Below are 17,589 nucleotides of genomic sequence, written 5' to 3'. Positions count from 1 at the left end.
CAGTTATTCCTCGATTTCATTCAGGTTGCGCCCCGCCAGCGCGGCTTTCACCGTCGAATCCAGGCGTCGGGCAGCAAAGGCATCGGTCACTTGCGACAGACGCTTGGTCTGCTGCTCGATGGCATAACCATCGGTGCCACGCATCAATTCACTCAATTCCTGCATCTGCAGCTCGATGACCATGCGCTCTTCGGCGTCTAGCAGACGCTCGCCATCGGCGTCCAGGGCACCTTGCACCGCCTCGATCAGGCGCTGAGCATCAACCTGCTGCTCGCGCAGTACACGGGCCACCTTGTCGTCGCCGGCGTACTGGAAGGAATCCTTGAGCATCTTGGCGATCTCGCCGTCGGTCAGACCGTAGGATGGCTTGACCTGGATGCTGGCTTCGACGCCCGAACCCAGCTCTCGCGCAGAAACGCTGAGCAGGCCATCGGCGTCGACCTGGAAGGTCACGCGGATCTTCGCCGCACCGGCCACCATCGGTGGGATGCCGCGCAATTCGAAACGCGCCAGGGAGCGACAGTCGCTGATCAGCTCGCGCTCGCCCTGCAGCACATGAACCATCATGGCCGTCTGGCCATCCTTGTAGGTGGTGAAGTCCTGGGCACGGGCAACCGGAATGGTGGTGTTGCGCGGAATCACCTTCTCCATCAGCCCGCCCATGGTTTCCAACCCCAGGGACAGCGGAATCACGTCCAGCAGCAGCAATTCGCCGCCTTCGCGCTTGTTGCCGGCCAAGGTATCGGCCTGGATCGCGGCCCCAATGGCCACCACTTGATCCGGATCGATCTCGGTCAACGGCTGGCGACCGAACATTTCAGCCACCGCCTCACGCACACGCGGCACACGGGTCGAACCGCCCACCATGACCACCGCCTGCACTTCATCCAATTCGACATTGGAATCGCGTACAGCACGACGACAGGCCTTGAGGCTGCGGGCAACCATCGGCTCGATCAGGGCGTCGAAGGCGTCGCGAGTCAGGGTGGCACGCCAATCGCCATACACCACTTCCACGGACGCGGCGCCGGTCAAGGCTTCCTTGGCCGCACAAGCGGCTTGCAACAGACTGCGCTGGGTACCCGGGTCGAGGTCGGCGGACAGGCCCGCGCCCTCGATGATCCAGCCGGCAATGGCGTGATCGAAGTCATCGCCGCCCAGGGCAGTATCGCCACCGGTAGCCAAGACTTCGAAGACGCCGCCGGTCAGGCGCAGAATGGAAATATCGAAGGTGCCGCCACCCAAGTCATAGATCGCCACCACGCCTTCGGCATGCTGATCCAGACCATAAGCCACAGCCGCCGCGGTCGGCTCGTTGAGCAGACGCAGCACATTCAGGCCGGCCAGCTTGGCCGCATCCTTGGTGGCTTGACGCTGGGCGTCGTCGAAATAGGCAGGAACGGTGATGACCGCACCTACCAGCTCGCCACCCAGGGCCGCCTCAGCACGCTGACGCAGCACCTTGAGCACTTCAGCCGATACCTCCACCGGGCTTTTCGGCCCCTGGATGGTCTCGATGAACGGCATGTGCGACTCGCCCTCGACGAAGCGATAGGGCAGTTGCTCACCCAGCTGCTTGACGTCGGACAGGCCACGACCCATCAGGCGCTTGACCGAAAGCACGGTGTTCAAAGGGTCGGTAGGTGCAGCCAGGCGGGCAGACTCGCCCACCTCGACGCGGTCGGCGTGATAACGCACCGCGGACGGCAGAATCACCTGCCCCTGCGCGTCGGCCAGCGGCTCGGAAAGACCACTGCGCAAGGCAGCGACCAGCGAATTGGTAGTGCCCAAGTCGATCCCCACAGCCAGGCGACGCTGGTGCGGTTGAGGACTTTGGCCGGGTTCGGCGATCTGCAGTAGGGCCATGCTTATCTGGACTTATCTGTATATCAGGCGTGCGACCGGAGCGGCACTGGGTTAATCGTCGAGGCGCTCTTCTAACTGGCGCACTTCGTAGGTGAGCTTGTCGAGGAACTGCATGCGCCGCATCAGGCGCTCGGCCTGCTCGCGTTGCGCCGCATCATCCCAACAGGCTGCGAAGCTTTCATTCAGTTCATCCTGGGCTGTCTTGAGCCGACGCTTGAATGCCGCCACTCCGGCCAGGTCGGCGCTGTCCTGCAAATCCTCGAGCTCTTCGCGCCATTGCATCTGCTGCAGAAGAAACTCCGGATCATGCACCGTGACTTCCAGCGGCAACTCGCCGCCATTCAAAGCCAGCAGGTAACGGGCGCGCTTGGGCGGGCTCTTGAGGGTCTGGTAAGCCTCGTTGAGGCTTGCCGACTGCTCCAGGGCCAGGCGCTGCTCGCGCTCGGAAGCATCGGCAAAACGGTCTGGATGAACCCCACGCGCCAACTCGCGGTAGCGCGCGGCCAACTGTTCGAGATCCAGGCGGAAGCTCGGTTGCAGCTCAAATAAAGCGAAATGACAAGGAGTACCCACGACAAGCCTCAGATGTTGAAGCTTTCGCCGCAGCCACACTCACCGCGCACGTTGGGGTTGTTGAACTTGAAGCCTTCGTTCAACCCTTCCTTGACGAAATCAAGTTCGGTGCCGTCCAGATAGGTCAGGCTTTTCGGATCGATGATCACTTTCTCGCCGTGACTCTCGAATACCTGATCGTCCTCGCCAATCTCGTCGACGAACTCCAGCACGTAGGCAAGGCCGGAACAGCCCGTGGTGCGAACACCCAGACGAATCCCATCACCCTTGCCGCGCCCGTTGAGGGAGCGTCGCACGTGTTGAGCAGCCGCTTCTGTCATGCTGATAGCCATCGTGACTCCTTACTTGTCGCCAAATCTGTGAAAGCCGATCGGTCAGATCAGGCCTTTCTTCTGCTTGTAGTCGCGTACGGCAGCCTTGATGGCGTCTTCGGCGAGTACCGAGCAGTGAATCTTCACGGGAGGCAGGGCCAGCTCTTCAGCCAGCTGGGTGTTCTTGATGGTTTCGGCTTCATCCAGGGTCTTGCCCTTCATCCACTCAGTGGCCAGGGAGCTGGAAGCAATGGCGGAACCGCAGCCATAGGTCTTGAACTTGGCGTCTTCGATGATGCCCTGCTCATTGACCTTGATCTGCAGGCGCATCACGTCGCCGCAGGCAGGAGCGCCGACCATGCCGGTGCCGACATCCGGATCTTCCGCGTTCATCTTGCCGACGTTGCGCGGGTTCTCGTAGTGGTCGATGACCTTTTCGCTGTAAGCCATGATTCTTAATCCTCACTCATCAGAGAGTCGCTCTTGGGTTCTGCAAATCGCCGTTATCGGTACGCTCTACAGAACCCTGTGCGGCGACTTATATTCAGTGCGCCGCCCACTCGATCTTCGAGATATCGACGCCATCTTTGTACATGTCCCACAGCGGCGACAGAGCGCGCAGCTTGGTAACGGCTTCGCAGACTTTCTGCGCCGCGTAATCGATTTCTTCTTCAGTGGTGAAGCGGCCGAAGGTGAAGCGGATCGAACTGTGAGCCAGCTCGTCGTTGCGACCCAGGGCACGCAGCACGTAGGAAGGCTCCAGGGAGGCCGAAGTACAGGCCGAACCGGAAGACACTGCCAGGTCCTTGAGGGCCATGATCAGCGACTCGCCTTCAACGTAGTTGAAGCTCAGGTTCAGGTTGTGCGGTACGCGGGCAGTCATGCTGCCGTTGATGTACAGCTCTTCCAGGTGCTCGACCTGCTTGTAGAAGCGGTCGCTCAGGGCCTTGATGCGCAGGTTCTCGGCAGCCATGTCTTCCTTGGCCACGCGGAAGGCTTCGCCCATGCCGACGATCTGGTGAGTAGCCAGGGTGCCGGAACGCATGCCGCGTTCGTGACCACCGCCGTGCATGGTGGCTTCCAGGCGCACCCGCGGCTTGCGGCTGACGTACAGCGCGCCGATCCCTTTCGGGCCGTAGGTCTTGTGGGCGGAGAAGGACATCAGGTCGACCTTCAGGGCCTGCAGGTCGATGTCGACCTTGCCGGTGGACTGAGCGCCGTCGACGTGGAACAACACGCCCTTGGAGCGAGTCAGTTCGCCGATGGCAGCGATGTCGTTGATGGTGCCGATCTCGTTGTTCACATGCATGATCGAAACCAGGATGGTGTCGTCACGCAGGGCTGCTTCGACCATGGCCGGAGTGATGAGGCCGTCTTCGCCCGGCTCGATGTAGGTCACTTCGAAGCCTTCACGCTCGAGTTGGCGCATGGTGTCCAGGACAGCCTTGTGCTCGATCTTCGAGGTGATCAGGTGCTTGCCCTTGGTGTGGTAGAAATGCGCGACACCCTTGATTGCCAGGTTGTCGGATTCGGTAGCACCGGAAGTCCAGACGATTTCACGCGGGTCGGCGTTAACCAGGTCGGCCACTTGGCGACGGGCGTTTTCCACCGATTCTTCGGCTTTCCAGCCAAACACGTGGGAGCGGGACGCCGGGTTACCGAAGTTCCCGTCGACCAGCAGGCATTCACTCATTTTCTGCGCGACGCGCGGATCAACCGGGGTGGTCGCTGAGTAATCAAGGTAAATCGGCAATTTCATGGACTCTCTCCTAAATCAGGCTGGCTGGCGTGCCGCTAGCTCTTTGGCTGTCATTCGACGGCGGACGCTTCAATCTTGTCCAGGCGCGGCGCCTTGCCATTACAACGGCGCTGGTCCTGACGCTGGGCTACTTCTTGCACCTCACGGCGAGTGACAAGGTCAGCCAAGCTGATACCGCTTAGAAATTCGTGGATCTGCAGGCTCAGATCGCACCACAGATGGTGCGTCAGGCAAGTGTCGCCGGCATGGCAATCACCCAGCCCCTGGCATTTGGTTGCATCGACCGATTCGTTCACCGCATCGATCACCTGGGCCACCTGGATCCCCTGCATGTCGCGGGACAGCTGATAGCCGCCACCAGGACCCCGGACGCTGGACACCAGATTGCTACGGCGCAATTTGGCGAAAAGCTGTTCGAGATAGGACAGGGAAATGCCTTGGCGCTCGGAGATATCGGCCAGGGAGACCGGGCCATGTTGCGCGTGCAACGCCAGATCGAGCATGGCGGTCACGGCGTATCGGCCTTTAGTAGTCAGTCGCATGGACAAGTACCACGGAGTTTCGGAATGGAGGCGAGTATGCAATACCCGAGTAATCAGGTCAACTATAAGACCAACTACTTTAGTCGGATTTACCCGCAAAAGAGCGCGCGAATCATAGCAAAGTCTGCGACGTAATGGCACAGCGCGATGGCAACAACTGACCCGCGGGTCGCTTATGGCCTCTCGGGGGCTTTTTCGCCGGCAAACCGGCTCCTGCAGGAGAAGCCGGTTTGCGGGGCATCAGCCGACCTGGCAGTCGCCCTTGCCCTTGACTTCAGCAAAGTCTTCTTCACGCAGGGCAGGCAAGTCCTTGGCGCAGTAGTCACTGCCCAGATCCTTCAGCGCGCCACACATCCCCTCCAGACGACCATCGACCGCTTGCAGGTGATCAAGCAACTGACCAATGGCCCGCGCCACGGGGTCAGGCATGTCTTCGCTGACGCCATAGGCATCGAAGCCGAGCTTTTCCGCCATGGCCTTGCGCTTGGCTTCCTGCTCATCATTGGATTTCATGATGATCCGCCCCGGGATCCCCACTACGGTCGCACCGGCCGGCACCGCCTTGGTCACCACGGCATTGGAACCGACCTTGGCCCCGGCCCCGACCGTGAACGGCCCCAGCACCTTGGCGCCAGCCCCCACCACCACACCATCTTCCAGGGTCGGGTGGCGCTTGCCTTTATTCCAACTGGTGCCACCCAGGGTCACCCCCTGGTAAAGCGTGACGTCATCACCGATCTCGGCGGTTTCACCAATGACGATGCCCATTCCATGGTCAATAAAGAAGCGACGACCGACCTTGGCCCCCGGATGAATCTCGATCCCGGTCAGCCAGCGCCCGAAGTTCGAGACCAGCCGCGCCAGCCACTTCCAGCCCATCCCCCACAAGGCGCCGGACAGGCGATGGATCCAGATCGCATGCATCCCCGGGTAGCAGGTCAGCACCTCAAAGGCGTTGCGCGCTGCCGGGTCACGATGGAAAACACTTTGGATATCTTCACGCAGACGTTCGAACATCACTGATCCTTCCGCTTCTGTAGCTCCCCACGAGCCGCTTTCTGGGTTTCCGTGAGGATGCCTCGCAATATATTCATTTCGGCCCGGCTGACCGAGCTGCGACCGTACAACCGACGCAAGCGCGCCATCAAGTGTCGAGGTTTCTCCGGATCGAGGAAGTCGATGGCCACCAGGGTTTGCTGCAGGTGCTCGTAGAACCGCTCCAGCTCATCCATGGTTGCCAGCTCATCACTGCGCGGCGACGCCACCTCATCCTTCTCCACCTTGCTCGGCTGGCCCTGGGCTGCCAACCAGGACATGCGCACTTCATAGGTCAGCACTTGCACTGCCGTGGCCAGGTTCAACGAGCTGAACTCCGGATCCGACGGGATATGCACATGGAAATGACATCGCTGCAGTTCGTCATTGGTCAGGCCGGAATCTTCACGACCGAACACCAGAGCGATCTGCGCCCCCTGCCCGGCCTCCTCCACGACCTTGAGGCCCGACTCGCGGGGATCCAGCAGCGGCCAGGGAATGCGCCGATCACGAGCACTGGTGCCGAACACCAGGGTGCAACCCGCCAGAGCATCCTCCAGCGTCGCCACCACCTGGGCATTTTCGAGAATATCGGTGGCACCAGAAGCCCGCGCATCCGCCTCATGGGACGGAAATACCCGCGGCTCCACCAGCACCAGCCGCGACAAGCCCATGTTCTTCATGGCACGCGCAGCCCCGCCGATATTGCCCGGATGACTGGTATTGACCAGGACGACACGAATGTTCTGCAGCAAGGGAGGCGCTCTCGGACACGGGAAGGGGGAGCAAATATTACAGAACAGGCTGCACCACCGCCTCAAAAATAACCATCTGCCAATTCCGCCGCCTTATTGAGAGCCCGCGACAAGAGCGGCCAATACCCGCTGAGGAAATGCGCCACACAGCGGATCAATGCAATCAAAGCGAACGCCGACCTTCATCTGCAAAAGTTTTCTGCTAGAATGCTCGGCTTTCTTTAACAACCTTAGGTGACCTATCCATGCAGCCAATGCTGAATATCGCGCTGCGCGCCGCCCGCAGCGCCAGTGAATTGATTTTCCGCTCCATCGAGCGCCTGGATACCATCAAGGTCGACGAAAAAGACGCCAAAGACTACGTATCCGAAGTTGATCGCGCTGCCGAGCAGAAGATCATCGACGCGCTGCGCAAAGCCTACCCGACCCACGCCATCCTCGGCGAAGAAACCGGCCTGCACGCCGGCAGCGGCGAAGGCGAAGACTACCTGTGGATCATCGATCCGCTGGACGGCACCACCAACTTCCTGCGCGGCATCCCGCACTTTGCCGTGAGCATCGCCTGCAAATACCGTGGCCGCCTGGAACACGCCGTGGTTCTGGACCCGGTTCGCCAGGAAGAATTCACCGCCAGCCGTGGCCGCGGTGCCCAGCTGAACGGTCGTCGCCTGCGAGTCAGCGGCCGCACCAGCCTGGACGGCGCCCTGCTGGGCACCGGCTTCCCCTTCCGTGACGACCAGATGGACAACCTGGACAACTACCTGGGCATGTTCCGCGCCCTGGTTGGCCAGACTGCAGGCATCCGTCGCGCTGGCGCAGCAAGCCTGGACCTGGCCTACGTCGCCGCCGGTCGCTTTGACGCCTTCTGGGAATCGGGCCTGTCCGAATGGGACATGGCAGCAGGCGCCCTGCTGATCCAGGAAGCCGGCGGCCTGGTGAGCGACTTCACCGGCGGTCACGACTTCCTGGAAAAAGGCCACGTCGTGGCCGGCAACACCAAATGTTTCAAGGCAGTCCTGACCGCCATCCAGCCGCACCTGCCGGCTTCGCTGAAGCGCTAAGCACCAGCGACAAAAAAAGCACCCCGAGGGGTGCTTTTTTTATGCCCGCAATTGCCGTAGAAGCCAGCTTGCCGGCGAATGGGACCTTGAGATCGCCTTCGCCGGCAAACAGCCCCTGCAGTTGAGGGTTACTGGCCGGGCTGATTCTGGTTCTGACCGAGAATCAGGCGCCCTTCTTTATCCACCGGAATCTGGTTGCCCGGATCCCGATCCATACGCACCTGGCCCTGCTTGCCACCCAGGTCGTACTTCACGTCATAACCAACGATCTTGTCACTGATGTCATTGACCGTGTTACAGCGAGTCTGCGTAGTGGTGTAGGTATCACGCTCCTGCATGCCTTCCTGCACCTTGTTCCCCGCATAGCCCCCACCAACAGCACCGGCAACCGTGGCGAGTTTCTTGCCATTGCCATTACCGATCATGCTGCCCAACAGGCCACCGCCCACTGCGCCAGCCACGGTGCCCAGGATCTGATGCTCATCCTTGACCGGGCGCTGCCGGGTCACGGCGACATCCTTGCAGACCTCCCGCGGGGTCTTGATCTGTTGCTTGACCGGCTGAACGGCCAGCACTTGCGCATACTCAGGGCCGCTTTTAACCAGGCTGTAGGTGGCAACAGCACCCCCGGCGGTGACACCGACAGCACCCAATACCGCACCAACCAGCAACGACTTGTTCACGTGAACCTCCTGACCATACATGCGGGTCAAAAGCCCGCGCTTCTCCCAGCCTTGGAGCAAAAAAAAAGGCGCGAGTTCAACACTCGCGCCTTTTTAACTGACAGCCGGAACAGGTCAGGCCATCAAGGACGGTCGTCCACTTCCTTCTCGGTATTGGCCGGAGGAATCAGGTCTTCACTGTTCAGGTTCAGCCAGATCAGCACCACGTTGGCGATGTAGATCGACGAGTAGGTACCCGCCAATACACCGACGAACAGGGCGATGGAGAAGCCCCACAGGTTGTCGCCACCGAAGAACAGCAGGGCCACGATCGCCAGCAGGGTGGAGATCGAAGTGGCCATGGTGCGCAGCAGGGTCTGGGTGGTCGAGATGTTGATGTTCTCGATCAGACTGGCCTTGCGCAGCACACGGAAGTTCTCACGCACCCGGTCGAACACCACGATGGTGTCGTTGAGCGAGTAACCGATGATCGCCAGTACCGCCGCCAGCACCGTCAGGTCGAAGGTGATCTGGAAAAACGACAGGATACCCACGGTCACGATCACGTCGTGGATCAGCGAGACGATGGCACCGACCGCGAACTTCCACTGGAAGCGGAACGCCAGGTAGATGAGGATGCCGCCCAGCGCCATGAGCATGCCGAGGCCACCCTGGTCGCGCAGCTCTTCACCCACCTGCGGACCCACGAACTCGACGCGCTTGACCTGCGCCGGGTTGTCACCACCGACCTTCTGCAGGGCGGCCGCCACCTGGTGGCCCAGCTGCGGGTCTTCGCCCGGCATCCGCACCAGCAGGTCGGTGGTCGCACCGAAGCTCTGCACGATGGCTTCGTGATAACCGGCGTCGTTCAGTTGTGAACGCACCTTCATCACGTCTGCCGGACGTTCGTAGGTCAGCTCGATGAGCGTACCGCCGGTGAAGTCCAGACCGTAGTTCAAGCCCTTATGGAACCAGCTGAACAACGCCAGGACGGTAAGGAGCACAGTGACGCCGAACGCAACGTTGCGCACGCCCATGAAGTTAATAGTACGTAACATGGCAGCCCCTTAAATCCACAACTTCTTGAAGTCACGACCGCCGAAGATCAGGTTGACCATCGCGCGGGTCAGCCAGATGGCCGTGAACATCGAGGTAAAGATCCCGAGGGACATGGTCACCGCAAAGCCCTTGACCGGGCCGGTGCCCATGGCAAAGAGGATGCCACCCACCAGCAATGTGGTCAGGTTGGAGTCCAGAATCGCGGTGAATGCCCGGCCGAAGCCTTCGTTGATTGCTCGCTGCACGGTCATGCCGGCGGCGATCTCTTCACGTATCCGCGAGAAGATCAGCACGTTGGCGTCCACCGCCATGCCCATGGTCAGCACGATACCGGCGATACCCGGCAGGGTCAGCGTAGCCCCCAGCAGGGACATCAGGGCCAGCAGCAACACCATGTTCAAGGCCAGCGCCACAGTGGCGATCACCCCGAAGAAGCGGTAGATGGCGATGATGAACAGCGACACGAACAGCATGCCCCACAGCGACGCATCGATACCCTTGGTGATGTTGTCAGCACCCAGGCTCGGACCGATTGTGCGCTCTTCAGCGAAGTACATCGGCGCCGCCAGACCACCGGCACGCAACAGCAGCGCCAGTTCGGAGGACTCGCCCTGGCCATTGAGGCCAGTGATACGGAACTGACTGCCCAGCGGCGACTGAATGGTCGCCAGGCTGATGATCTTCTTCTCTTCCTTGAACGCCTGGACCGGCACGTCCTTCTCGACGCCGTCGACCACCTGCTTGGTATAGGTGGTGATCGGCTTCTGCTCGATGAAGATCACCGCCATGCTGCGGCCGACGTTGCTGCGGGTCGAACGGTTCATCAGCTCGCCACCGTGGCCATCAAGCTTGATGTTCACCTGTGGGCGGCCATGCTCGTCGTAACCAGCCTGGGCATCGGTCACCTGGTCACCGGTGATGATCAGGCCACGCTCGATCTGCGCTGGAGGACGATTGCCCTCACGGAATTCGAAGGACTCGGAAGTCGCCTTGGAAGCACCCGGCTCGGCGGCCAGACGGAACTCCAGGTTGGCGGTCTTGCCCAGGATCCGCTTGGCTTCAGCGGTGTCCTGCACGCCCGGCAGCTCAACCACGATACGGTTGGCACCCTGGCGCTGAACCAGAGGCTCGGCCACACCCAGCTCGTTGACCCGGTTACGCACGGTGGTCAAGTTCTGCTTGATGGAGTATTCGCGGATTTCCGCCAGCTTGGCTGGGGTCATCGCCAGACGCAGCACCGGTTGGCCATTGAGGTCGGCCGGTACGATATCGAAATCATTGAAGTTCTTGCGGATCAGCGAACGGGCCTGCTCACGGCTGTCTTCATCGCTGAAGCCCAGCTGGATGGCGCCATTGAGCTGCGGCAGGCTGCGATAGCGCAGGCGCTCTTTGCGCAGCAGGCTCTTGACGTCGCCTTCATAGACTTTCAGGCGGGCGTCGAGGGCTTTGTCCATGTCCACTTCCAGCAGGAAGTGCACACCACCGGACAAGTCCAGACCCAGTTTCATCGGGTGCGCACCGAGGTTGCGCAGCCATTGCGGAGTGGTTTGCGCCAGGTTCAACGCCACCACATAGTCATCGCCCAGCGCCTTGCGCACTACATCCTTGGCCGGAAGCTGGTCTTCCTTGTTGGTCAAGCGCAGCAGGCCACCCTTGCCGTTGGCGGCAATGGAAGAAGCCTTGACGTTGATGCCGGCGTCGGTGAGCGCTTTGCTCGCACGATCCAGATCCGCCTGAGTGACCTGCAACGCGGTACTCGCGCCGCTGACCTGAATGGCCGGATCATCAGGGTATAGATTGGGAGCGGAATAAATAAAACCGATCGCCAGCACCGCCAGGATCAGTAGGTACTTCCACAGAGGATATTTGTTCAGCATCACGCCGCCCGTTTATGACGCGGGGCGCCTTGCGCGCCCCGTCGATTGGTAAAAGATGAAACTTAGATCGCTTTCAGCGTGCCTTTTGGCAGCGTGGCAGCGATCGCGCCCTTCTGGAACTTCAGTTCAACGGAGTCCGACACTTCCAGAACCACGAAGTCGTCGGTCACTTTGTTGATCTTGCCGGCAATACCGCCGGTGGTCACAACTTCGTCGCCTTTCTGCAGGCTACCCAGCAGGTTCTTCTGCTCTTTGGCGCGCTTGGCCTGTGGGCGCCAGATCATCAGATAGAAGATAACCAGGAAGCCGACCAGGAAAATCCACTCGAAACCAGTGCCGGCAGGACCAGCAGCGGCAGGTGCAGCGGCGTCCGCATACGCGGCAGGGATCAAAAAGCTCATTTAACACTCCGATAATTTCAGAATTAGTGTCTTAACGTCTTTAGAACTTATTCTAAAGGCGGCACGGGTAACCCGCGTTTGGCATAGAAGGAATCGACAAAGGCGGCCAATGTACCTTGTTGAATAGCCTCGCGCAAACCAGCCATAAGACGCTGGTAATGGCGCAAATTATGGATGGTATTGAGCATACTCCCGAGCATTTCCCCACACTTGTCCAAGTGGTGCAGATAAGCACGGGAGAAGTTCTGGCAGGTGTAGCAATCACAAGTTGGGTCCAGCGGCGAATCATCATGGCGATGGAACGCGTTACGGATCTTCAGCACGCCTGTATCGATGAACAGATGCCCATTGCGGGCATTGCGGGTTGGCATCACGCAATCGAACATGTCCACACCGCGGCGCACACCCTCAACCAGATCTTCCGGCTTGCCAACTCCCATAAGGTAACGAGGTTTGTCGGCTGGCATCTGGCCTGGCAGGTAGTCCAGGACCTTGATCATTTCATGCTTGGGCTCGCCCACCGACAGGCCACCAATGGCCAGGCCGTCGAAGCCGATTTTGTCCAGGCCCTCCAGGGAACGCATGCGCAGGTCCTGGTGCATGCCGCCCTGGACGATACCGAACAGCGCCGCGGTGTTGTCGCCGTGGGCATTCTTCGAGCGCTGGGCCCAGCGCAGGGACAGCTCCATGGAGATTCGCGCCACGTCTTCATCAGCCGGGTACGGCGTGCATTCGTCGAAGATCATCACGATGTCCGAACCCAGGTCGCGCTGCACTTGCATCGACTCTTCCGGGCCCATGAACACCTTGGCGCCGTCCACCGGCGAGGCGAAGGTCACGCCCTCTTCCTTGATCTTGCGCATGGCCCCCAGGCTGAACACCTGGAAGCCACCGGAGTCGGTCAGAATCGGGCCTTTCCACTGCATGAAATCATGCAGGTCACCGTGGGCCTTGATCACTTCCGTACCCGGGCGCAGCCACAGGTGGAAGGTGTTGCCGAGGATGATTTCGGCGCCGGTAGCGACGATATCCCGCGGCAGCATGCCCTTGACCGTGCCATAGGTGCCCACCGGCATGAAGGCCGGGGTTTCCACCGTGCCGCGGGGGAAGGTCAGGCGACCGCGACGAGCCTTGCCATCAGTGGCCAGGAGCTCGAAGGACATACGACAAGTGCGACTCATACAGTTTCCTCGGGGGCCAGATCCTTGGGAGCGGTCGGCGCGGGATTACGGGTGATGAACATCGCATCACCGTAGCTGAAAAAGCGGTATCCATTTTCCACCGCGGCGCGATAGGCGGCCATGGTTTCGGGATAGCCGGCGAACGCCGAAACCAGCATCAACAGCGTGGATTCCGGCAGATGGAAGTTGGTCACCAGGGCATCGACCACATGGAACGGCCGGCCCGGGTAGATAAAGATGTCGGTGTCGCCACTGAACGGCTTGAGCACGCCATCGCGCGCAGCGCTTTCCAGGGAGCGCACGCTGGTGGTGCCCACTGCCACCACCCGGCCACCGCGAGCCCGGCACGCAGCTACTGCATCCACCACGTCCTGGCCGACTTCCAGCCACTCATGGTGCATATGGTGATCTTCGATGCGCTCGACCCTCACCGGCTGGAAGGTACCAGCCCCCACGTGCAGGGTGACGAACGCGGTCTCCACGCCCTTGGCGGCAATGGCCTCCAGCAGCGGCTGGTCGAAATGCAGCCCTGCGGTCGGTGCCGCCACCGCGCCCAGGCGCTGGGCGTACACGGTCTGGTAACGCTCGCGATCGGCGCCTTCATCCGGACGGTCTATATAAGGAGGCAACGGCATGTGCCCGACCCGGTCCAGCAGCGGCAGCACTTCTTCGGCAAAGCCCAGCTCGAAGAGCGTGTCATGGCGCGCCAGCATCTCGGCTTCGCCACCGCCGTCGATGAGGATCTTCGACCCAGGCTTGGGCGACTTGCTGGAGCGCACATGGGCCAGCACACGGTGGCTGTCCAGCACCCGCTCGACGAGGATTTCCAGCTTGCCGCCGGAAGCCTTCTGACCGAACAGACGTGCCGGAATCACCCGGGTATTGTTGAACACCATCAGATCGCCCGGGCGCAAATGCTCAAGCAAATCAGTGAATTGACGGTGGGCCAAGGCGCCGGTTGGCCCATCCAGGGTCAACAGACGGCTGCCGCGACGCTCGGCCAGTGGATGGCGGGCGATCAGCGAATCAGGAAGCTCGAAGGTAAAGTCAGCAACGCGCATGATGGGGTTCGTCTAGCAGGGCCGGAAAGTTTAGCGGATTAAGCAAAAATTGACCATGAAAGCCGATTGACCAACGGTAAGCGCCTCTCTATACTTCGCCGCCATTGAGCCCTGATGGCGGAATTGGTAGACGCGGCGGATTCAAAATCCGTTTTCGCAAGAAGTGGGAGTTCGAGTCTCCCTCGGGGCACCAAACAGCAGTATCTGAGAGTCTCCAACAGCCCCTCAGACCCAAAGAAACCGGCCACTTGGCCGGTTTTTTTGTGCCTATCTATCTACCCCAGTCTCCCCCTATCCGTTGTATCCCTGTATCCCTGCTTGTATCCTGAGAAAAATACCGAACTTTGGGATACAAGGATGAAGCGCGCAGACATCAAGCGCCGCCCTCTCGCTGACACGACGCTTACAGGGCTGGAACCTGAAGCAAAGGAGTATCGCGAGCTTGACGGAAATGGCCTGTACTTCAGGGTCAAGCCTGATGGTGGTAAATCCTGGCAGCTCCGTTACAAACGCCCTGCGGGCAATTGGGCCTGGATGGGGCTAGGGGGTTACCCCGAGGTGAGCGGTGCATTGGCCCGGGAAAAAGCCGCCGAACTGCGCAAGACCATAAGCAGCGGAATTGATCCCCTTGAGCAAAAGCGGTCTGCCAAGGCCGCCATAGATGCAGCCAAGACACGAACCTTCAGAGCAGCTGCTGACGCCTGGCTAAAGGCAAAAGAAGAAAAGGGACTGGCTCCCTCAACGCTCAACAAAATCCGCACCTACCTCGACAAGGACATTCTCCCGGCACTGGGAGACAAACCGCTCGACGACATCACCCGTACCGATTGCGCCGAACTCCAAGCATCCATCGAAGCCCGAGATGCACACAACGTAGCGGAAAAGTGCCGCACCTGGATCAACCAGATATTTGGGCGGGCTATCGGGTTAGGGCTCACCGAGAACGACCCGGGAAGCCGGCTTCGGGATATAGCTGCCCAAGCGCCAAAAACTCAACAGCACCCGCACCTACTAGAACCTGAGCTAGGCGAGTTCCTCACCGCACTTAAAAACACCCCCAGCAGACTGACGGCACGAACAGCAGCATGGCTTTGCATCTGGACAGCCTCACGACCGGGCATGGTTCGCCTGGCTGAATGGAAAGAGTTCGACCTCGATAAGGCCACTTGGACGACACCTGCGGCAAAGATGAAGATGCGCCGAGACTTCGTGTGCCCTCTACCCCATCAAGCCATTGCCGCACTAAAGGAACTCCATTGCCTGACTGGCCGCAGCCGCTGGCTGTTCCCCGGAGTGGGCGCCAAGAACCCGACTATCAGTGAAAACACGATCAACAAAGTCTTCGCTACCATCGGATATAAAGGCCGCCTCGTGGGCCACGGTACCCGGCACACAGCAAGCACACTGCTGCGAGAACATGGCTGGCCCAAGGAGCACGTTGAGGCACAGCTGGCCCATAAGGAGGAAGGAATCTCAGGGGTCTACAACAAAGCCCAGTACCTTGAACAACGCATTCAGATGATGCAGTGGTATGCAGATCACCTTGATGCCTTAGAGACTGACAATGTGGTCCAAGGTCAGTTTGGAAAGGCGGTATGAGAGTACATACCCTGTCCCTCTCAAAAAGCGGTGTAACTAGTGTTACTCGTGTAACGCCCATAGCCAAACGCCCGGTTTCATTGGCTTTCACGACCGTTACACAGTTGAACAGCCTAGCGAACCTCAGATGTAACGCGGCCTCGGCGTGTAACGCCAAAATCAATGCCCTGGCGCTGCGGGCAAACTGTCTGCAACCGTGCCTACCACGCGACTTTCGCTGGCTCCACCCTTCAAGCACAGGGCGTGGGACTCTTCGTTACACAACGCCTGAGACACTCGGCAATGGTTGATCACCACCTCACATTGCATTCGGTGTTAAGCCGCAGCCTGCTCAAATATCTCTCAGCACAACCGCTCTATGATCTCTGCCGTGAACAGATCGCTGACGCCTGCCACATGATCGACCAGTGCTGGCTGCGCATTCATCGCGATGATATCGATAGAGATCTCGCGAGCATGTGCATCCATACGTCGATCCACGAGGAGACCATTTTTCAATATGCCTCAACCGATACTAGGGGACGCCTCGCGCATTGGGTCCGTCAGTACAGCAAACATGAGTCCGCTTCGGAGCGCGACGCGCATACCGCGTACATCATGGCTTGCGCCATAAAAGCGCTGGGGACATTAGCCAACTGGATGCAAACAGTTGATCAAGAGGCTTGGTCGCATGCCTCTGCACCTCCCACTGACTGGCCCAGGGACCTCTACCGTCAGTTCGTGGAGATGCAGGTCGATCCAAACATACGCATCGATGCGCTGGATCAATACGCACTCTATCTGGAACCGATCACTTCCCTACCCTGCCTACGCGACGATGAACTGAGACCCATTGCCGACCGAGCGATTAAGAACGCCATTCGCAAAAAAGGCGGAATCATCAGCAGCATGCAGCGTAGCGAGGAAACTAACGCTCGAGATGCCGCGATAGTAAAACAGTCACGTCACTACCTGTCGGCAGGGATGTCAGAACGTAACGTCGCAACGGCGGTGCATGCCTGGCTAACGCGTGAGGTCGCCAAACCACCCAAACAACGCCCTGAGTGGGTCACTCTCGAAACCGAAAAAGCGCTGACTCGCAAGAGCATTGAGGCCATTCTCAAACGCAATTTCGTGGTGTAACTGAAATTTCAATTGGAAGTGAACTGCTCACCACTAATTAATCCCTAGACCATTGCTCTCGCCAGTCCAAATCAAGCGAGAGCAATACCTATGAAAACCTCCGTAACCGAAATTTCCCGCAAAGCACCCGCCAACGCCCCCTCATTGTTTGATGCCGCCTCGACCCTGATCCGCATGCGCGAAGTTGAGGGCATCGTAGGCATGAAGCGCTCGACCATCTACAAACTCATGCAGCGCTCCGACTGTGGTTTCCCGCAGCCGGTCAAGCTCAGCAACAGCAACGCTCGCGGCGCGCCCGTTGCGTGGGTTCTCTCCGAAGTACAAGCCTGGGCACGAGCACGCATCGCAGCACGCGATCAGGTGGCCGCATGAAAAAGCGCATAGCTCACCGAGCCGTCCTGCAGCCCTTCTCCGTGCTTCGAAAAATCGGTTTTTCATCGCGATGCATGCAACGCCTGGAGCGCTACCGAACCGAGCAGGCCAGACGAAACCACGTAGTGGCCGTGATGAGTTGGGCTGACGGCACCTGGTGCGCGCTCGCGTTGCCCAGCATGCCCCCTCACGCCGTCATCGTCGATGAAGGCCAGCAGATCGATGCCTACGAAGACGCACGCTCCTGCATCGAGGGCGACTTCCTTCCTCTGCTTTCCCTGCGCCGGGAAGTTCATGCCTGAAATGAAAACGCCCCCGGGGGCGATCCGGAGGCGTTGAGGTAAATCTACATG

At 59.8% G+C, this 17,589-nt stretch carries 19 protein-coding genes and 1 tRNA gene; 6 read left to right on the top strand and 14 right to left on the bottom strand.

The window, feature by feature from the left end; genetic code table 11:
* Positions 1-3: 3 nt before the first annotated feature.
* From hscA to trmJ, 8 genes are all read right to left on the bottom strand, one after another.
* Entirely contained in the window at positions 4-1,866 is a 1,863-nt protein-coding gene (hscA, locus tag BM382_RS08325) for a Fe-S protein assembly chaperone HscA (RefSeq protein WP_011063214.1), read from the bottom strand.
* A gap of 51 nt (positions 1,867-1,917) precedes the next feature.
* Positions 1,918-2,439 carry a co-chaperone HscB gene (gene hscB / locus BM382_RS08320; protein WP_011063215.1) on the bottom strand — a complete coding sequence of 174 codons (522 nt, stop codon included), beginning with the start codon at positions 2,437-2,439 and terminating at the stop codon, positions 1,918-1,920.
* Positions 2,440-2,447: 8 nt separating this feature from the next.
* Entirely contained in the window at positions 2,448-2,771 is a 324-nt protein-coding gene (gene iscA, locus BM382_RS08315) for an iron-sulfur cluster assembly protein IscA (protein WP_007929524.1), read from the bottom strand.
* Positions 2,772-2,813: 42 nt separating this feature from the next.
* Positions 2,814-3,200: a Fe-S cluster assembly scaffold IscU gene (gene iscU / locus BM382_RS08310; RefSeq protein WP_007929523.1), complete on the bottom strand. Its 387-nt coding sequence runs from the start codon at positions 3,198-3,200 to the stop codon at positions 2,814-2,816.
* A 94-nt stretch (positions 3,201-3,294) separates the two neighbouring features.
* A complete protein-coding gene (locus BM382_RS08305) occupies positions 3,295-4,509 on the bottom strand; it encodes an IscS subfamily cysteine desulfurase (protein ID WP_015636881.1) in 1,215 nt (404 codons plus the stop codon).
* Positions 4,510-4,559: 50 nt separating this feature from the next.
* The gene (gene iscR, locus BM382_RS08300) at positions 4,560-5,051 is read right to left on the bottom strand and encodes a Fe-S cluster assembly transcriptional regulator IscR (RefSeq protein ID WP_011063217.1); all 492 of its coding nucleotides are present in this window, start codon (positions 5,049-5,051) and stop codon (positions 4,560-4,562) included.
* Positions 5,052-5,291: 240 nt separating this feature from the next.
* Positions 5,292-6,068 carry a serine O-acetyltransferase gene (gene cysE, locus BM382_RS08295; RefSeq protein ID WP_072442607.1) on the bottom strand — a complete coding sequence of 259 codons (777 nt, stop codon included), beginning with the start codon at positions 6,066-6,068 and terminating at the stop codon, positions 5,292-5,294.
* Positions 6,068-6,841, bottom strand: coding sequence for a tRNA (cytosine(32)/uridine(32)-2'-O)-methyltransferase TrmJ (trmJ, locus tag BM382_RS08290; RefSeq protein ID WP_019094261.1), 774 nt, complete (start codon positions 6,839-6,841; stop codon positions 6,068-6,070). The genes cysE and trmJ overlap by 1 nt, the downstream gene beginning before the upstream one ends.
* Positions 6,842-7,086: 245 nt before the next feature.
* Between trmJ and suhB the strand changes: the two genes are divergently transcribed.
* A complete protein-coding gene (gene suhB / locus BM382_RS08285) occupies positions 7,087-7,902 on the top strand; it encodes a type III secretion system regulator SuhB (RefSeq protein ID WP_011063220.1) in 816 nt (271 codons plus the stop codon).
* Between the two features lie 128 nt (positions 7,903-8,030).
* Here the strand turns inward: suhB and BM382_RS08280 are convergent, their stop codons facing one another.
* The 6 genes from BM382_RS08280 to queA form a co-directional block, all read right to left on the bottom strand.
* Positions 8,031-8,585: a glycine zipper 2TM domain-containing protein gene (locus tag BM382_RS08280; RefSeq protein WP_011063221.1), complete on the bottom strand. Its 555-nt coding sequence runs from the start codon at positions 8,583-8,585 to the stop codon at positions 8,031-8,033.
* Positions 8,586-8,707: 122 nt separating this feature from the next.
* On the bottom strand, positions 8,708-9,622 hold the full coding sequence (secF, locus tag BM382_RS08275; protein WP_053153604.1) for a protein translocase subunit SecF: 915 nt from the start codon (positions 9,620-9,622) through the stop codon (positions 8,708-8,710).
* 9 nt (positions 9,623-9,631) lie between these two features.
* Complete coding sequence (gene secD, locus BM382_RS08270) at positions 9,632-11,500, bottom strand: protein translocase subunit SecD (RefSeq protein WP_011063223.1); 1,869 nt, start codon at positions 11,498-11,500, stop codon at positions 9,632-9,634.
* 62 nt (positions 11,501-11,562) lie between these two features.
* Complete coding sequence (gene yajC / locus BM382_RS08265) at positions 11,563-11,901, bottom strand: preprotein translocase subunit YajC (protein ID WP_011063224.1); 339 nt, start codon at positions 11,899-11,901, stop codon at positions 11,563-11,565.
* A gap of 47 nt (positions 11,902-11,948) precedes the next feature.
* Positions 11,949-13,064: a tRNA guanosine(34) transglycosylase Tgt gene (gene tgt, locus BM382_RS08260; protein ID WP_162470478.1), complete on the bottom strand. Its 1,116-nt coding sequence runs from the start codon at positions 13,062-13,064 to the stop codon at positions 11,949-11,951.
* A 14-nt stretch (positions 13,065-13,078) separates the two neighbouring features.
* Complete coding sequence (gene queA / locus BM382_RS08255; RefSeq protein ID WP_011063226.1) at positions 13,079-14,143, bottom strand: tRNA preQ1(34) S-adenosylmethionine ribosyltransferase-isomerase QueA; 1,065 nt, start codon at positions 14,141-14,143, stop codon at positions 13,079-13,081.
* Positions 14,144-14,251: 108 nt separating this feature from the next.
* On the opposite strand from queA, the gene BM382_RS08250 reads away from it, so the two are divergent.
* The 5 genes from BM382_RS08250 (at position 14,252) to BM382_RS08230 (ending at position 17,538) form a co-directional block, all read left to right on the top strand.
* A tRNA-Leu gene (locus BM382_RS08250) sits at positions 14,252-14,336 on the top strand.
* A 164-nt stretch (positions 14,337-14,500) separates the two neighbouring features.
* Positions 14,501-15,742: a tyrosine-type recombinase/integrase gene (locus tag BM382_RS08245; protein ID WP_072442605.1), complete on the top strand. Its 1,242-nt coding sequence runs from the start codon at positions 14,501-14,503 to the stop codon at positions 15,740-15,742.
* Positions 15,743-16,024: 282 nt separating this feature from the next.
* Complete coding sequence (locus BM382_RS32065; RefSeq protein WP_072442604.1) at positions 16,025-16,864, top strand: hypothetical protein; 840 nt, start codon at positions 16,025-16,027, stop codon at positions 16,862-16,864.
* Between the two features lie 90 nt (positions 16,865-16,954).
* Positions 16,955-17,236: an AlpA family phage regulatory protein gene (locus BM382_RS08235; RefSeq protein WP_072442603.1), complete on the top strand. Its 282-nt coding sequence runs from the start codon at positions 16,955-16,957 to the stop codon at positions 17,234-17,236.
* Complete coding sequence (locus BM382_RS08230) at positions 17,233-17,538, top strand: hypothetical protein (RefSeq protein WP_041774464.1); 306 nt, start codon at positions 17,233-17,235, stop codon at positions 17,536-17,538. The genes BM382_RS08235 and BM382_RS08230 overlap by 4 nt, the downstream gene beginning before the upstream one ends.
* The last annotated feature ends 51 nt before the right edge of the window (positions 17,539-17,589 follow it).

The organism is Pseudomonas sp. NFPP25 (assembly GCF_900116505.1).
GTDB classification, from domain to species: domain Bacteria; phylum Pseudomonadota; class Gammaproteobacteria; order Pseudomonadales; family Pseudomonadaceae; genus Aquipseudomonas; species Aquipseudomonas protegens.
This window is presented reverse-complemented; position numbering and strand designations above follow the sequence as displayed.

Excerpts from the sequence above, each read along its gene's own strand:
- hscA (WP_011063214.1), bottom strand. The coding sequence starts at position 1,866 with ATGGCCCTACTGCAGATCGCCGAACCCGGCCAAAGTCCTCAACCGCAC.
- iscA (WP_007929524.1), bottom strand. The coding sequence starts at position 2,771 with ATGGCTATCAGCATGACAGAAGCGGCTGCTCAACACGTGCGACGCTCC.
- iscU (WP_007929523.1), bottom strand. The coding sequence starts at position 3,200 with ATGGCTTACAGCGAAAAGGTCATCGACCACTACGAGAACCCGCGCAAC.
- BM382_RS08305 (WP_015636881.1), bottom strand. The coding sequence starts at position 4,509 with ATGAAATTGCCGATTTACCTTGATTACTCAGCGACCACCCCGGTTGAT.
- iscR (WP_011063217.1), bottom strand. The coding sequence starts at position 5,051 with ATGCGACTGACTACTAAAGGCCGATACGCCGTGACCGCCATGCTCGAT.
- cysE (WP_072442607.1), bottom strand. The coding sequence starts at position 6,068 with ATGTTCGAACGTCTGCGTGAAGATATCCAAAGTGTTTTCCATCGTGAC.
- suhB (WP_011063220.1), top strand. The coding sequence starts at position 7,087 with ATGCAGCCAATGCTGAATATCGCGCTGCGCGCCGCCCGCAGCGCCAGT.
- secF (WP_053153604.1), bottom strand. The coding sequence starts at position 9,622 with ATGTTACGTACTATTAACTTCATGGGCGTGCGCAACGTTGCGTTCGGC.
- secD (WP_011063223.1), bottom strand. The coding sequence starts at position 11,500 with ATGCTGAACAAATATCCTCTGTGGAAGTACCTACTGATCCTGGCGGTG.
- yajC (WP_011063224.1), bottom strand. The coding sequence starts at position 11,901 with ATGAGCTTTTTGATCCCTGCCGCGTATGCGGACGCCGCTGCACCTGCC.
- tgt (WP_162470478.1), bottom strand. The coding sequence starts at position 13,064 with ATGTCCTTCGAGCTCCTGGCCACTGATGGCAAGGCTCGTCGCGGTCGC.
- queA (WP_011063226.1), bottom strand. The coding sequence starts at position 14,143 with ATGCGCGTTGCTGACTTTACCTTCGAGCTTCCTGATTCGCTGATCGCC.
- BM382_RS08245 (WP_072442605.1), top strand. The coding sequence starts at position 14,501 with ATGAAGCGCGCAGACATCAAGCGCCGCCCTCTCGCTGACACGACGCTT.
- BM382_RS32065 (WP_072442604.1), top strand. The coding sequence starts at position 16,025 with ATGGTTGATCACCACCTCACATTGCATTCGGTGTTAAGCCGCAGCCTG.
- BM382_RS08235 (WP_072442603.1), top strand. The coding sequence starts at position 16,955 with ATGAAAACCTCCGTAACCGAAATTTCCCGCAAAGCACCCGCCAACGCC.
- BM382_RS08230 (WP_041774464.1), top strand. The coding sequence starts at position 17,233 with ATGAAAAAGCGCATAGCTCACCGAGCCGTCCTGCAGCCCTTCTCCGTG.